Below are 15,792 nucleotides of genomic sequence, written 5' to 3' on the forward strand. Positions count from 1 at the left end.
TCTGCTTTCGATGCGTCTATTGCTTGAACCGGGAAGAGTGGGGGCAGGTGACTTCGGATTTCGAATTAGATCACTTCGATCCTCAGGCATTGGCACCTCAGCGGAAACTGGATTACGCCAACCTTGTCTATGCGTGTCGTCGCTGCAACTCGGTCAAAGGGAGCCGTCGAATCAACGATCCAATTGTTTGTTTGACGAGTGGAACCGTTACTTCAGTTTCGGACGGTACGCTTTTAACCAATGATCCTGAAACCAAGCGGATGATTCTGCAGCTTGACTTGAATTCACCGACGCTTTGTCGTTGGCGACAACGCTGGTTGCGAATCGTTCAATTGGCTGAACAAGATGATCCAGAACTGCTGCTTCAATTGACCGGTTTCCCGTCGATCCTTCCCAATTTGCGTCTTCTGCGGCCGCCTCGAAACACGCTACCCACAGGCGTTGACCAGAGCTGGCACGCCAAACGCGAACGCGGCGAGCTTCCTGACCAATACTGACGAGCTACAGAAGAGGAAAAGGGCCACCCACTTTTCAGCCAGGCCTTCGGCTTGTTTTTCGGCCGATTTAACTACGATCCGGTCCTCGCAGAATGCCGCCACCGAGCATCTGGCTGATTCTGATCCGATTCTCCGATATCGGCGCAGCAGCGAGCCCGGAGGGAATCAAAGCGGAAGGTTTTCCGAGCGGGTCAGGCCGAAGATATCCCGAGTGGGTTATTACGGGCGCAGAGCCAACCTTGACCGCGACGACTGGCTTCCTCGGCGAGGTGTTCTGGGCTGCCCGCTGCTCGCTTGAACACCCGCCCAAATCGGCTCACGACGTCGCACCAGGCATGGGTATCCAAGCCCATGCGTGTGAGGATCGGTTGCAAGTGCGCGGGGATCGCACCGACCTTGTCACTGCGGAGTTGACGGCCTGTCCAGTCGAGCAATTCCAGATAGCTCGCCAACGAGACACTTAGGAAAGAACCCGCAGCTAGCGCCGTCGTCTCACTAAGTTTACGCCATTCGAGTTCCGGACACCTTTGACCTCTCCGGTCTTCCAGCCTTAAATAAGCGATCCGAATGGAACAAGAGCTTAGCGACAAACGTCTCGCGAACGCTGCTATTTAGGATCTGTCAACTGCATCCATGATCAAAATTTCCCTACCGCTCTCTACGAGTAAATGAACTCACCTTAAAAGAAGTCAACGGAATAATCCACCCAGCTACTTGACGTCGGCGGGGGGGGGTATACCCTGACGTTTACTCGTGTTTCAGCGGACATCGTGGAGGCAGGCGGGTTGAGTCGTTTAGCCGGTAGCCGTCAGTTTCTTTCTTAGATCACAGGGGATATGAAAATTTATTTGCAACGACCTATTCGTCCACTTCTAGTGCTCGGTTTTGGTTTGGTGGCATCTGTTACTGAAGAATGAGCAACAGTGTTTGAGCCGTTTCAGCAATCGGTTGTCTACAACGATTCGGAAGCAGTAAAACGGCAAGATACGGTTCGCGACACTTTGATACATCGCGAACAGCAGCGATGGCGAGAAGCGTGCGTTGCGGTCGGCTCATATTCGCCAACCTTTTTGTCGTATAAGACCTGTGAATGCGAGTTGCGGTGAAAATTGGTTATGGACAAATCCACCTTGGCACGTTGCTCCCGTCGACCCATGCTGGAAGGTTAACTATGAATCGATTTTTTGTTCCGATGATTGTTATGCTAGTCGCCGGTTCTACGACACTCGCGACGGCAGAAGACGGCGATCCATCGCTCAGGAGACTCTTGACAGGATGGAAAGACTACGAGGGCGTTGCGATTACCGCCAAGGCAACGCATTCTGTCCCGGGCAAGCCGACGGAACAGATGCGATTGAGAATAGTCTATGGAGTATCGAGCGACGTCCAAAACCTACGTCCGGTCAGCGTTGAGTCACTCGTTCCGAACCCCGGGGAGCCTCACATCGACGACGACGAAATAGCGGACTCTTTCGCCGTCGTCACCGATGGCGTCGTGGGAAATTTCAAGAGAAAGTACATCTCTCAAGAACCGCCGCGACTCCGTACGAGTCAAGTGATCATGACTGCGGGTATCGGCTTCGGTCATCTACCGTTTAATCACTACCATACTAGCCTGCAAACGGGAATCTTTAGTGGCCCGATGGATCGGTCTTTTGGCACATTAGACAAAGCCGAAAGGAACCTCAGTTTTCAAGTGCTCGGTAACGATGAATTTCTCGGATTTCCCGCGAAGCGAATTCGATACAAATACAGTGAATCACTTCGGCCTAAGGCGGGCGGAATGACCGTTGAAATGTTGGTTGCGACGGAACCGACCGTACAAGTTCTCAAAGTTTTGAGTGTCAAGTCGAAGATTCCAGCGGTGGAGAAATCGACACGAGAGGCTCTCGAAGCACGTTCGGTTCTCGCGCTCGACGTGATCGAAGGCTTGCTGATCCCAACCGAGGTTGAGATCAAGTTTGGCGAACAAAGATTTCATGTCACCGTGGAGCACGTGGAACGATTGCCCAAAGACTACCACGGTTTGTGGGAACTCGACGTCCCAACGGGAACCTCATTTGGTGGCCCCGCACAGTCTTATGTGCAAAATTTCAGTAGTCACGAGAGTGTTCGCCGGGGTTTCAGCGAAGTCCCTTTTACAACAGCGGAAAGCGACAAGATTCGACAATATCTCATCACTCACCAAGTCCCTGTCTCTTCTGAAATTTCATGGGCAAAGGTCCTTCTGTATTTGGCGAACATTGCTGCGATCACGCTGCTCGCATGGGTAGGTTACCGCCGCTTTCGAAGCCTGCCAACTAAATGAGATTAAGATGATCAATCTCACTTCTAACCGGTTACCCACGACCCAAACGGCATGGATGCTCCTTGCTGTTTTGTCGTTTTGGGCCCTCCTCAGCGGAATTCCGTCTGGCGCAGAAACGGGTCAAGGCGTAGAAGTGGAATCGAAAGATATCATCAATAGCTCAGATGGTCGGGTAAGCTGCCACGAACAATAAGTGACGGGTTTACCGTAGTGGATCTTGTTAAAGATCCTGTTCTGGATGGATCTTTAACAAGATCCACTACGCCAGTTATTGATCCCGCGTTCCTAAGCTGCGGTGCCGAGGCAATGGAAATGGTGCTGGAAGCGTTTGGTTCCGACGAGAGACTGCCGCCGAAAACACATCAAGCCAAGGCGATGAACCTCGCAACAACGCGTAAAACGATTCGTCGCTTGAAGAGTCACGGCTGCCAAGCAATGATTCTCTTGCCTGCGGAAGACATTTCGCGAACAGATGCAGAAGTACCCGGACATTTCTATGTCGTCAAAAGTTGGGGTGATGAAAACGTGATCCTGATCGATCCTGTCTGGGGTTCAGATGTCGAGTTGACGCTTGAAAAACTGACGTCACTCAATCACCCGGCGAAAATCCAATTCGTTTACCGCCCCTATGACTCATTTATCCGAGGAAAACTGAGCGTTCTCCGTGCAACTGGACTAATTTTGTGCATAGTGGGAGCATTGTTTCTTTGCTGGTGGATCTCGGCATCGAGAACACTGGCACCAACTCCTACCGGTGAGAGTGAATCACTGTGAATTCTGCAAATCGTTTGAAACCGACCCTGCTGCTTGCTGCCACCCTGTTCGGCATTGCGCAGGTGATCGGATGTGGCGCAAAAGTCGATGTCCAGCCTGGTTCGGTTCGAATGGAGCAAACTCAAGTTGACTTTGGTACGGTTGATGAAACTTCGCGACCCACCAAGCGAATGGTGGTGATCAATGACAGTCAGACTTCTGTTCGAGTCAATCAGATTGAACTCAGTTGCGGGTGCTTGTCATCGAATTTCGAACCTTCGATCCTCGATTCAGGTGAACGCCTCGAGTTCGAACTGGAGCTTTCCAAGCCGCAGGTAGGTGCGAGCGTTCAATACGGAGAGTTGAAAACGGCACCGGTTCTCGCTGATTCACTCAAGTTTGAGGTGACCTATGTGGTCACACCAAGTTCTTATGTTGAACCAGAGTCGCTGCTTCTGGGGACAATTTGGCCGTCGAGTGACGAGATGCCATCGGTGTCAACGCTCCATTTTGGTGGATTCGCCCGGCCGATCCAGCTGGTGAGTTCGCTACGTCTCGAAGTAAGCCAAAATGAGAATAGGCCGAGCGCAGGTGACTACTTCATCCCGGAAGTTTTTTCCCTCGACAATGATCTATCCATCGACCTTTATGTAGTACCGAAGGACGGTGCCGCTGGGCCGTTCACCGACCATCTACGGTTGGTTGGCGAGACCGAGGACGGGCAGTTGAGTTACCACTTTCAAGTGTCGGGTCGGATTGCAACGGATGCACTGGTCGCCGCCGATTCGACGACTGTTCCATGACCCTCGCGCCGAATTGCCGTAGAATGAGACTGATCGCACTCGCGGCGATTGTCTCTTGTCAGCTACTGACCATGCTGCCACAGGTGTTTCGCTGGTCGGCAACGTGGGACGAACCGGGACATCTTATATCCGGCGTCAATCATTGGCGAACGCAAGATTTTCGCCTGTATGCGGTCAATCCGCCGCTGTGCCGCATGTGGGCCACGTTGCCGGTGTCGTTTTTTCCGGGCTACGACTGGCCCGGACTGGCTCAATCGGACGTGCCATCGATGCGAAAAGAGTTTCTTTTGGGGGCTCATTTTTTCTCGACACAACCCGTCGAAGCGATTGCCGCGTTGCGCGTGGCGAGGCTTGCGAACTTGCTCTGGCCGTTGGCAGGCACTGTTTTACTGTGGTGGGTGGGCGTTCAGATTTTCGGTGATGCGGCGGGATGGATTGCGGCGCTAACCTGGGCATTTTGCCCGCTCGTGTTGGCACATGGGGTGTTGATTCCTCCGGATATTGCTGCAGCGGTGATGCTAGTGGCGGTTGCCGTGTTGACGTCGCGCTGGTGGCAAACGCCGACACTTGGTTCCAGCGTTGCTCTGGGGACAGTGGTCGGCATCGGCCTATTGGTCAAAACAACGCTCGTGATTGCTCTGCCGATAATACTGATCGGTGGCGTGGGGTTGAAGCTTTTCGAACGATCGGAGGTTCGTTTTCATTGCCAGTTCGGCGGATTTGGGGTGCTTTTATTCTTGGTCATTCTTGTCATCAATTTTGGCTACGGCTGGCAAGGTTCCTTCACGCTCTTCGGCGAATACGAATTCGTCTCGCATCGGCTCAATGGTGCGTCTGGTAACCAGGCTCGACTTGGAAATATTTTCAACGATCGATGGTTGGGCAACGTACCCATTCCGCTGCCACGCGAGTTCGTGCGAGGCATTGATGCCCAGTACTACGACTTCGAACGCAACGCCTTTTACCCGTACCTTCTCGGCCAGTGGAAAGCCGACGGGTTTCCGCTGTTCTATCTTTGGTACTTTTTCCTAAAACTTCCGACTGGGATTTTACTTCTCGCTACTCTTGGCGGCGCGGCACTTATTTTTAGAGTTATCTCACCCCGTGACAATCACTTATTGCTGTCAATTGCGTTGCTCGCGATCGGCGCGTTTATTTTTCTGAGCTGGCGAACGGACCTAAATTACTGCCAGCGTTATGCATTGATTTCGCTGCCTTTGGTTTGCATTGCCGCTGGCGGATCTTGGTATGCGTTCACGAGTATGTTCCCGCGATCTTTGATTGCACTGGTCGTCGCCTTGAACGTCATGACGGGAATTTACTTCTCGTCTAGCTCCATATCGTACTACAATGCGATCGCAGGTGGTCCCAAGAACGGGCGGTACCTGCTGCACGGAAACGCTACGGACTGGGGCCAAGACGCGTTCAAAATGGGTCGCTGGTGCCGCGAAAATCCCGCTTGCCGACCGTTGTCGATCGCAACGGTGGGCTATCCGAGCGACCTTTCTGGCTACGGCGTTGTCGCGGACCACGTGCGATTCGAAGGGGCTGTGGATACCGACCTGGATGAACCTGTGATGGGGACGACTGCGTCGGTGAAAGGTTGGCACATGGTGAGCATGGTACACTTACTGGATCCGCGTAGCCCCTACCACAATCTCAGATACAGACGACCCGACGACTCAATCGGGAACACGCATCTCGTCTTTCATCTCGATGACGCCTTGGCCGACCAGTTTCGCGATGGCACTTTGCCGCGTCTGCCGGTCGAGTGAGCGGCATTTTTATCGGCCACTTAACCAGGGTTAAAAATGAGGATGCCACAATGAACGACAAAGAAAACCGATCAGCGTTCACGATCATTGAGTTGTTGGTTTCTATTTCCATCACGACCATCCTAATTTCGTTGCTGCTGCCCGCAATGCAACATGCTCGGGAGAGCGTTCGAACAATGAGTTGTTCGAACAAGTTGCGGCAAATGGGAATCGGATTGCATAGTTTCGAAGCAATGCATCGTCAGTATCCATCGGATGGTTGGGGATGGGGTTGGGTGGGCGACGCCCAACAATCAGGAACCGGTGGCCAAGACGGTCCAGGTGGCTGGATTCACGGTTTGCTACCTTTTGTTGAGGAACAGACACTTTGGGAAGAAACGAAGAGTCGCGAGAGGAGAGATCGCGCGATCCAGGTTCCGCTCGCCTTGTTCCACTGCCCGTCTCGCCGTGACGCCAAAGCCTACCCATATACTCAGCAAACCATTCCGATCCGGAATGCCACGACGCCCTTGGTCGGCAGCCGATCGGATTACGCGATCTGTGCTGGCGACCGGATCGTGAGTGTCGGCCCCGGCCCCCGAACCGTCGCCGAACTGCGTTTGCTGCCACAACCACGACGAACCGCTTTTTCTGGAATCTCGTTTGTGCGATCTTCAATCTCGCAACGCGACATTTTTGATGGTACGTCGCAGACCCTTGCGGTCGCGGAAAAATTGGTGCCAGCCGGTTTGTACGAAACCGGTCAGTCACTTGGGGACGATCAAACGATACTGATTGGCGATGACGCGGACATTCGTCGGTGGACGCACTTCACCCCACTTCCCGATGCCGTCAACATTGATGACATCGAGCGTTTCGGCGCGGCACATCCCTCCGGCATCAATGCCCTGTATTGCGACGGTTCGGTTCGATTTGTCGGCTACGAGATCGATGGCAATCTTTGGCAGGCCATGGGCAATCGCAAGGATCGTGAGTCGTCCGGCCATTCACCCTGAGAGAATCGCTCCAGCGGTCCTTCGAACAAGAAGATCGTATCGATGCCCGGCGGGGTGAGCGCATTTAATTTCCAGCCGGAAGTAAGAGAAGTAAAAAGCAGCAAACAGGGCCACCCAAGAAAGTAAAAAGGGCCACCCAGCATTTAGTTTGCGCGTGCGCGGAGGCCAAAGCATTCTGACTGAAAAACGTGACCATTGATGGCAAGTTTGAATCATTGGCTCCTGTGGCATGTGCAAGGATCGCTGAATAGCGCCCCACCGCGCAGCAGCCATCCCAATACAATCCCGAAATCGGATGATTTGCTATGCCGTCAGACCGATGAGAGGCCCAACGGGTTCTCTCGAGCACAGAGCCAGCCCTGACCGCGTCGACACGCTTCACTTGCAAGACTCTCAGGCGTACCCGCCGCGCGTTGGAAGATGCGACCATACTTACGCACCGCATCGCACCAACCATGCGTGTCCAAACCAATCCGCTGCAGGATCGGTTGCAGATGCGTTTCCAGCAATGTTCACGGATCGAACGGAAATAGAAACGGCACGGTGGCGAGTGTCGCAAGGAGAATCAGCAGTTGGAGCGGCACGCCGACCTTTAAAAAATCAGTGAACCGATAATTCCCCGCTCCAGCGACTAAAGCGTTAATCGGTGACGCAACAGGCGTGGAAAATGCTGTCGAGGCAGCCAAAGCGACCCCCATCAGCAAGGGATAGGGAGAAACGCCAAGCTGCTCGGCAAGATCGAGTGCAAGTGGAGCAATCAACACGCTGGTCGCGGTGTTTGAGATCGCTTGGCTCAGTAGTGAAGTGACCACGAATAGAAGCAGCAGGAGCATTCGCGGACTGGTTAGTCCAGGGCTTTCCACAATCGCATCAACGACCAAATCAAATACCCCTGTCTTTTCCAATGCGGTTGCGAGCGGCATCACAGAGGCGATCATCACAATGCTCTCCCAATTGATACTGTGGTAAGCGTTGGTGCCGCGAAACGCTCCGGCAATCACCATCAGTGTGGCGGCGACGAGGACGGCCGTTACGTTTGCGACGACGCCGGTACTCATCGCAATCAGCATTCCAATCAGGATGACGACGACCCAGCGGCCAGCGGGAGCAAGCGGCGTCTCTCTTCGTTCGGCCTGTTCGCTGACCAGCAAGATGTTGTTTCGGGATCTCCTCAGCCTCTTCAAAGCGCTTGGATTGGCGGCGACCAGCAGCGTGTCGCCTGGCCCGAGCGGAGTGTCCGATGTCCGAGTCCTGACGGGCTGGTTTCGAACCTGCAGTGCCAGCACCGTCGCTCCGTAAACGCGAAAGAAATCCACGTCGCGGATCGTCCGGCCGACAAACTCCGATCGCGGCGGAATGATGATTTCGGCCAGATGAACCTCCTTCGGCAGTGCCGCCGGTGACGCCACCAGTTCCATCTGCCCTTCCCGAATTAGGTTTGCAATGGCTGCCTCACTGGATGCTTTGATAAACAAAGTATCACCGGGTTGCAGAAGCGTGTCAGGATCACATTTGCGCACCACTGGTCCCCGCGCACCTGCCCCTGTCGCACTGGGCGTAGAAACCGCCAGCACGCTGACGTGATAGGTGGTGCGAAGCCCTAGCTCGCGCAGCGTGCGTCCGGCGGAAGTCGATCCGTGAGGGACTCTGATTTCGCAAACGTGACCGTCAACACCGTAGCTGTGAATGAGTTCGGGACGTGAAACGAATCCTTGATTTTGCGGCGCATCATCTCCGGCACCAGCCCGGCTTGCTGGAAGCAGACGCGTGCCAAGCGTACACATGAAAACAATGCCGAGACTCAGCATCAAAATTCCGGCGGGGGCAAATGAAAAGAAGTTAAACGCTTCCTGCCCCGCATCGCGTAGTTCCTGATTGACGACCATGTTCGGTGGCGTTCCAATCAGCGTCAACATGCCTCCCAATGAAGCCCCGAAGGCGAGGGGGATCAGCAGTTTTGACGGCGAGACATTGGCGCGGCGACAGAGGCTCAGCACAACCGGCAACATCACAGCTACGGTCCCGGTCGAACTGAGAAATGCGGACAACAACGCGCTGGCGAGCATCACGGTCACGGTTAGTCGGATCGTGGATGTGCCACCAACTCGGCCTAACCAATTGCCCGCCAAATCGGCGACGCCGGACTTCAGGATCGCACCACCAACGACGAACAGTCCCGCGATCATCAGGACCAGCGAGTTCGAGAACCCTGCGGTTGCTTCCGTTGGCGTCAGAATGCCAGTGAGTAGCAGCGTTAGCAGGGAGACAAAAGCAACGATGTCCAACCGAAAACGGTCAAACAAAAATGCAATGATCGTCGCCAAAAGTATGCAAGTCACTATCCAAATATCATTAGTCATGCGCACAGTTTAACAACAAGGTGATTTCGGAGATAAGGATACCATGAACAATAAGTGACGGGTTTACCGTAGTGGATCTTGTTAAAGATCCTGTTCTGGATGGATCTTTAACAAGATCCACTACGCCAGTTATTGATCCCGCGTTCCTAAGGCGTCGCGTGAACGACAAGTGTCGCGAAGAAAAGGTGCGAGAAGGAAGGGTGACGGGGGGGAATATCTCCGGGGCAGCAAACTGAGATGGTACGGCGATGACACAAATGGTCAGGCCGCTGGCCCTCGGGAGAATTTCATGGACGCGCAAACCAGCCCGTTGGGCTGGGCTAGGCAAACCGATGGACCTTCGGTCCGAAGAGTTAAGCCAATGGGAAAGAACCAAATGCGACGGGGGGCGTTCGCAGGGAAAACGCCCTGCCTGCTTACTTTGACTCGGCAATCAGTTTGCCATCGGCGAGATTCCAAATCCGCACGACACCGCTTTGACCGCCAGCGATCAATTGTTTTCCGTCCGGGGTGACCGCGATCGCAAACAGAAAATCTTTCGCGGCGTCGAAGCTGCGGACTTTGGCACCGTTGGTTGAGTTCACAAGCCGTACTTCGCCACTGCCACATGCCGCCACCAATTGGTCGCTGGCGTCCACAAATCGAATTCCCGTCACCTCTTTCTGAAAACCGCTGACCGTTCGCGATGTTTCTCCCGTCTCGGTATTCCAGATTTTGACCGTTTGATCCGCTCCGGCCGACGCGATGATCGAACCGCTGTCCTGCCATGCAATCGACAGCACATGATGTGTGTGGCCCTCCAATCGGCGGGTCGTTATGCCGCTGGCGACATCCGTCAATCCGATCGTTCGATCCGCTGACGACGACGCAAGTGTTCGCCCATCGGGAGAGAAGGCCAAGCCGAGTATCGTGTCGGAGTGAAGGTCGCCTAAATCGCGAAGATGCTCGCCGGTTTGAACGTCAAAAATCTTGACGGTCCCTGATCGGCTGGGTTCGCCCGATCCGATCGCCACCGTCATGGCATCGGGTCGAAAAGCGATGGCGGTGACGCGATCCACAATTTCTGCGGGATTGTTGAATGCCCCGATCGTTCGTTCGAGCACCCATTGTTGTTGCAGCGGCCAGCACTGCAGGGTGCGAGAGCCGACGAGCCGGTAGAGCTTGTCGCCCACGACCGCGACGCTCGATCGCTCGCTGCCGTCTGCGCCCGACACCTTGTCTGAGAGCGCCGGCGGAATTTGACTTAGAGGCTGGCCGTCGCTAGTGCGTAAAACGCGTGTCGAGCCATCTCGATGAACCGTCGCGATGCGACTCGCATCGGGGCTGAAGGCAACACCGCGCACCGCGAGTCCAGGTCGCGTCAGATTTGCGTTGACCAAGGCCAACTCAGCATCGAGCCGAGTGAGCCGGCGAGTTTCGGCATCGACAACACGCTGATGCTCCGGAATTGCATTAGCGGCTCGCGTTTGGGCGGCCGCGGCCGCGTCGGTCAGACGCTGTTGCTTGACCAACTCCGCCTCACTTTTTGCCTTTTCGGCTTCGGATTTCTTGAGCGCTGCACGCTGCGTCTCAAGTTCCTTCGCCGCATTTTCTAGCAACGCCTTACCGCTGGCGATGTCCTTCTCGACCGCTGCCCTGTCGGCTTTGGCCTGCTCAACGGTCATTTGCAGCTCGGCAACTTGTTTCGCTGTGTCAGGCTGTTCCGCGGCGGTGACTTCGTCGCTCTCTGCCTCCTCCTCCGATTTCTCCGTTGCGGGTTGGTTGATGGCTGCCTGGCGTATCTTCAGTTCGTTGCTGGCTTTCTCGAGTTTCGTCTTTGCTTGATCGAGGAGCTGTTCGGCCGCCGTCACGTCGGCTGTGTTTTTTTCGATCGTGGCCTGCGTCGCAGCGACCAATTCTGCTGCGGCAGCACGCTTGGCTTCATGGGCGTCATTCGCCACGGTCGCGGCATCACGTAGTTTCGTGATTGCCGCGAGTGCGTCGTTTTCTTTTTTCAGTAGCTCCTGAAGCTCTTTCACTGTACTGGTCAATTTCGCCACGAAGGTCTTTTGGCGATTCGCGTCGCGAGTCGCCTTGGCTAACGCCAACGCATCCTCGACGCCCGCCGTATTCGCCGCTAATTGTTTCCCGTCGGCTAAATCCCAAACGGCAACGACCGCATCACGATTGCCTGTGACCAGATGCGTTTGATCCGTGGAAACGGCCATGGCGTCAACGATTGCCCCCGCTTCGAGAGTGCGAGTGACTTGGTTGGTCGCGGCGTCGATCAGCAAGACGCCGCTGGACTCAGTCGCGACCGCAACCGCCAGCGTTGGCTTGGCGATTAGCGCAATCGCGGTGGCATCGGAAATATCGCTCAGAGACTGATGCACGGTCTCGATCCCAGCCGGGGCATTGTCAGCGGCCGCGACAAAACGCAGTAGTTGCACGGTACCGTTTGTGGTTCGCACAGCGGCATGCACACCGTCGCCGCAGGTGGTCAATTCATTCAGAGAGACATCCAGTTGCCGTGAGGCGAGTTCGCTTCCATCATTGGTGTCATGAATGGTCACGCGACCAGCGTTGTCAGCGGTGACTAAATTGCCGGTCGATCCGGCCCAGGCCAATCCAATCAAGGGATCTGAGTGTCCAGGAATGATTGCGTGCCGCTCGGTTGTCGTGACGTCCCAGACCTCGACATCACCGATCGCATTGACGAGTGCCACGGCGGTACCATCCGGGTGCGCCGACATCAACTGGGCAGGCTTTCGCCACAACGCGTCCGTCAGCGAAAGGGGTGCATGCGTTCGCTTCCACAATCGCAGCGTTCGGAATCCTCCGCTGGCCAGTCGACGTCCATCGGGTGAAAAGGCAATCGCTTGAATCAAATCGACGTCCGCAATCCCCGCCTCACCCAATTCGGAATCCGCGAGCAATACGTTTTCGGTTGGCGTGTTCGTGTCAGCGACGAACAAGCGATTGCCACGGGCAAAGGCGAATTGCTGTCCGTCCGGTGACACGTCCATCGCATAGACGACGCGCAGGGACTCGGGAATAGGCTGCCACGTGAGCGACTCGGTTTCACCGGCACCGGATCCTATTGCCCCCTGCTGAATCCACAATTGCCAGAGCCCCAACTCCTCGGGGGTCAGCGGAGTCGCCCCGACGTCATTATCTTCGGGCGGCATTAGCGGATCTTCTTCGCCAGTCGCTCGCATCAGCAACAAGCTCGCCATGGCGTCTTTGGCAACCACCGCTGGCCCCGTGTCACCTCCCTTCATCAGCGACGCGTACGACTCGAGAACCAAGCCCCCTTCCGCATCACCCTGATGATGACACGCAACACAACTGCGTTTCAGGATCGGGGCGATCTCGGTAGCAAAATCAACGGGGGTTGTCCGCTCTAAGGGGGCAATCGGTAGAACGGGTTCGGCCGTTGCAGCCAACGTGGTGCAGCACACCAATGCAATCCAAACCGCCATGGCTTTGCCGAGCCCAACCCAAAAGCGAGCCCCGCAGGCAGAATGTTCGCGTGCACAGATACGGGAGCAAGAAAGTGGATCCAACATGGTGGTTTGATCGATTGATCTGAAGGTGGGAGATGCGAGGCGGGAGTGCCAGTTTACTCAAACCAAGTGTCTCACGAGTGTCCCGACGCAAAAACAGTCTGGAATCAGAACGCTGAACGGGCGGCGACCTGGACGACTCATAATTTGACATCTTGACCAGGAAGCATTATCTTGGCGGTCAAGTCTGGTGGTTGGTTCATTCATTTGTGCACTCCCTGGACTTCCCGCCCCCGATTCCGACTTCGGAATTCCCACCCACAATTGTGACACTCGCATATGCGATTCGACGCAACCTTTCGCGAGCCTTCGAAAGTGCCACCTATCGCTGCGGTAGCTCGATGATTGAGCCTCGGCGAGTTCACGCGTCTCAAAACGCGGTCACCGTCACCTCCAAACAGGTCATCGCTTGCGACGACTATATCGCTGTTTTTTTTAATCCGGTCAATCTTTCTGCCCACGTCTGCTTGCTCGACATCCGGCTTCTCCTACCTGATCTCTCTTAACGCGTACCGCTATGCACAAGATCACCCGACAAAGCTGCCTTTGGATCTGGGTATGCAGCATCGCAATCGCTTGTGCACCGACTCTCGCGGCCGATGCTCCGGTCAGTTTCGAGATGGACGTCCAACCGATCCTAACGGCCCATTCCTGCAACTCTGGCGGCTGCCATGGAAAACAGCGCGGCCAAAACGGGTTTCAGCTCTCGCTGTTAGGCTTTGATCCTGAATTCGACCACGCTGCGGTAAGCCGCGATGCGCGAGGCCGGCGGATTTTCCCCGCGTCCCCCGAAAACAGCTTGCTACTCCTTAAGGCAACAGCCGAATTGCCACACGGCGGTGGACGCAAAATCGAACGAGACTCGGAAGACTACGAAACCTTGGCGCGGTGGATCGCCCAAGCTGCCCCGCGCCGTATCCCCGACGAGCCGACGCTGGAGCACGTGACGCTCGAGCAAGATTCGTTTTCGCTCACTCCCTCGCAGTCCGAATCGCTGCGGGTTACGGCCCACTACAGCGACCATTCAACGCGTGACGTCACTCGCTTGACGACATATTTGTCGAACGACGACGCAGTGGTTTCGGTTGACGCAAACGGGACCATCCAAGCCGGTTCGCTGCCGGGTGAAACCGCGGTGATGGCCCGCTATATGTACCACATCGAAGTCGCCAACGTGGTGATCCCGCAAACCGAACCGCTACCAGCTGCCATCTTTGAATCGCTGCCCCGCCATAGCTTTATTGACGAACAGGTTTACGAGAAATTGCAAGCTCTGGGGATCGAGCCCTCGCCGACGGTGGACGATCATGTCTTCTTGCGACGCGTCAGCCTGGACTTGATCGGGCGGTTGCCGACGGTCGAAGAGGCACGCGAATTCCTGGATGGCACCGAGGGCGAAACAAAAGACCAACGACGAGCGAAGCTGGTCGATCAATTGCTCGATCGACCTGAGTTTGCGGATCATTGGGCCGGGTACTGGGCCGATATGCTACGCCCGAATCCTTATCGCGTCGGCATCAAGGCGGTGATGAATTATGACAACTGGATTCGTCAACAATTCCGCGATGACGTGCCCTACGATTCCTTCGTTCGGCAGCTGGTCACGGCGAAGGGAAGCACCTGGCAAAACGGCGCTGCGACGCTGTATCGCGATCGACGCAGCCCCGACGAAGTCGCACCGATGGTCAGCCAGTTGTTCTTAGGCATCCGGTTGGACTGTGCCAAATGCCACCACCATGTGTTTGAAAAATGGAGCCAACAAGACTTCTACCAGTTCTCGGCCTACTTTGCCAAAGTCGGCTACAAAGGCACGGGGCTGAGCCCACCGATTTCCGGTGGCGAAGAAGTGATCTTTACCTCCACCAAAGGCTCGGTGTCGCATCCGCTGACCGGCGAGACGATGACACCCACGCCGCTGTTTGAGCTACCCGGCAGCGAGCCGGTCGATGCAGTCAAAGAGACCGATGGCGAACCAGTTGATCCACGCGTCGCCCTTGCCCGATGGATGACATCCAAAGAAAACGACTCCTTTGCCGAAGTCCAAGTCAATCGCACCTGGGGGATCCTGATGGGTCGCGGTCTGGTCGAACCTGTCGACGACCTTCGCGCGACCAACCCGGCCACCAATCCAGCCCTGCTGAGCGCACTGGCCGACGAATTTCAAGCGTCCGACTACAGCTTCAAACATCTTTTGAAAACGATCACATTATCGCAAGTCTACCTGCACAGCTCCGAGCCAACGCCCTCGAATGTTTCCGACCGCTTAAATTATTCACGTCACTACCGACGGCGATTGCGGGCCGAAGTTTTGGCTGATGCGGTCGCCGATGTGACGCAGACGACCGATTCCTTTCAGGCGATGCCGCCCGATTCGCGAGCCAACCAGGTTTGGACGACGCGGGTTGATTCCGTTTTCCTGGATACCTTTGGCCGTCCCAATGAGAACCAAGATCCGCCGTGTGAACGGATGCCCGAGTCGACGGTCACCCAAGCACTGCACTTGATGAACTCACAACAACTCGACCAACGCGTGCGGTCCGACAACGGGCGGGCCGCGAGTTTGGCGGCGAGTGAAAAATCGCCGCAGGAAGTCGTCGATGAGCTGTATTTGTCCACCTTCACGCGTTATCCGACCGCCGACGAACGTGACTATGCGGTCAATCTGATCAACGCCGCCGCCGATCGCCGCGGCGTCATCGAGGACCTGATGTGGGCGATGCTCAATAGCCCTGAATTCTCAATCCTGAACTAGGTAC

Annotated in this window: 10 protein-coding genes; 7 read left to right on the forward strand and 3 right to left on the reverse strand. The window is 55.5% G+C overall.

The window, feature by feature from the left end; all coding sequences use genetic code 11:
* Positions 1-23 precede the first annotated feature (23 nt).
* Positions 24-497 (forward strand): HNH endonuclease, encoded by a 474-nt coding sequence (locus SH410x_RS19640; protein WP_473677357.1) that lies wholly within the window; start codon positions 24-26, stop codon positions 495-497.
* 191 nt (positions 498-688) lie between these two features.
* Here the strand turns inward: SH410x_RS19640 and SH410x_RS19645 are convergent, their stop codons facing one another.
* Positions 689-949 carry a hypothetical protein gene (locus tag SH410x_RS19645; RefSeq protein WP_473670122.1) on the reverse strand — a complete coding sequence of 87 codons (261 nt, stop codon included), beginning with the start codon at positions 947-949 and terminating at the stop codon, positions 689-691.
* 719 nt (positions 950-1,668) lie between these two features.
* Here SH410x_RS19645 and SH410x_RS19650 point away from each other — a divergent pair.
* The 5 genes from SH410x_RS19650 (at position 1,669) to SH410x_RS19670 (ending at position 7,131) form a co-directional block, all read left to right on the forward strand.
* On the forward strand, positions 1,669-2,805 hold the full coding sequence (locus tag SH410x_RS19650; RefSeq protein WP_473670124.1) for a hypothetical protein: 1,137 nt from the start codon (positions 1,669-1,671) through the stop codon (positions 2,803-2,805).
* 210 nt (positions 2,806-3,015) lie between these two features.
* Positions 3,016-3,579 (forward strand): hypothetical protein, encoded by a 564-nt coding sequence (locus SH410x_RS19655; protein ID WP_473670126.1) that lies wholly within the window; start codon positions 3,016-3,018, stop codon positions 3,577-3,579.
* Positions 3,576-4,361, forward strand: a complete 786-nt coding sequence (locus SH410x_RS19660) for a DUF1573 domain-containing protein (protein ID WP_473670128.1) — start codon at positions 3,576-3,578, stop codon at positions 4,359-4,361. Before SH410x_RS19655 ends, SH410x_RS19660 begins: the two co-directional genes overlap by 4 nt.
* A 23-nt stretch (positions 4,362-4,384) precedes the next feature.
* On the forward strand, positions 4,385-6,136 hold the full coding sequence (locus SH410x_RS19665; protein ID WP_473670130.1) for an ArnT family glycosyltransferase: 1,752 nt from the start codon (positions 4,385-4,387) through the stop codon (positions 6,134-6,136).
* 50 nt (positions 6,137-6,186) lie between these two features.
* The gene (locus SH410x_RS19670; protein ID WP_473670132.1) at positions 6,187-7,131 is read left to right on the forward strand and encodes a DUF1559 family PulG-like putative transporter; all 945 of its coding nucleotides are present in this window, start codon (positions 6,187-6,189) and stop codon (positions 7,129-7,131) included.
* A gap of 512 nt (positions 7,132-7,643) precedes the next feature.
* Here the strand turns inward: SH410x_RS19670 and SH410x_RS19675 are convergent.
* Together SH410x_RS19675 and SH410x_RS19680 are read right to left on the reverse strand one after the other, a co-directional pair.
* On the reverse strand, positions 7,644-9,470 hold the full coding sequence (locus SH410x_RS19675; protein WP_473670134.1) for an SLC13 family permease: 1,827 nt from the start codon (positions 9,468-9,470) through the stop codon (positions 7,644-7,646).
* 437 nt (positions 9,471-9,907) lie between these two features.
* The gene (locus SH410x_RS19680; RefSeq protein ID WP_473670136.1) at positions 9,908-12,952 is read right to left on the reverse strand and encodes a c-type cytochrome domain-containing protein; all 3,045 of its coding nucleotides are present in this window, start codon (positions 12,950-12,952) and stop codon (positions 9,908-9,910) included.
* Between the two features lie 601 nt (positions 12,953-13,553).
* Here SH410x_RS19680 and SH410x_RS19685 point away from each other — a divergent pair.
* The gene (locus SH410x_RS19685; RefSeq protein WP_473670138.1) at positions 13,554-15,788 is read left to right on the forward strand and encodes a DUF1549 domain-containing protein; all 2,235 of its coding nucleotides are present in this window, start codon (positions 13,554-13,556) and stop codon (positions 15,786-15,788) included.
* Positions 15,789-15,792: the final 4 nt, after the last annotated feature.

The organism is Rhodopirellula sp. SH410 (assembly GCF_055811895.1).

What these genes read in the sequence shown, in the direction of transcription:
- SH410x_RS19650 (WP_473670124.1), top strand. Translation starts at nt 1,669, where the DNA reads ATGAATCGATTTTTTGTTCCGATGATTGTTATGCTAGTCGCCGGTTCT.
- SH410x_RS19665 (WP_473670130.1), top strand. Translation starts at nt 4,385, where the DNA reads ATGAGACTGATCGCACTCGCGGCGATTGTCTCTTGTCAGCTACTGACC.
- SH410x_RS19670 (WP_473670132.1), top strand. Translation starts at nt 6,187, where the DNA reads ATGAACGACAAAGAAAACCGATCAGCGTTCACGATCATTGAGTTGTTG.
- SH410x_RS19680 (WP_473670136.1), bottom strand. Translation starts at nt 12,952, where the DNA reads ATGGCGGTTTGGATTGCATTGGTGTGCTGCACCACGTTGGCTGCAACG.
- SH410x_RS19685 (WP_473670138.1), top strand. Translation starts at nt 13,554, where the DNA reads ATGCACAAGATCACCCGACAAAGCTGCCTTTGGATCTGGGTATGCAGC.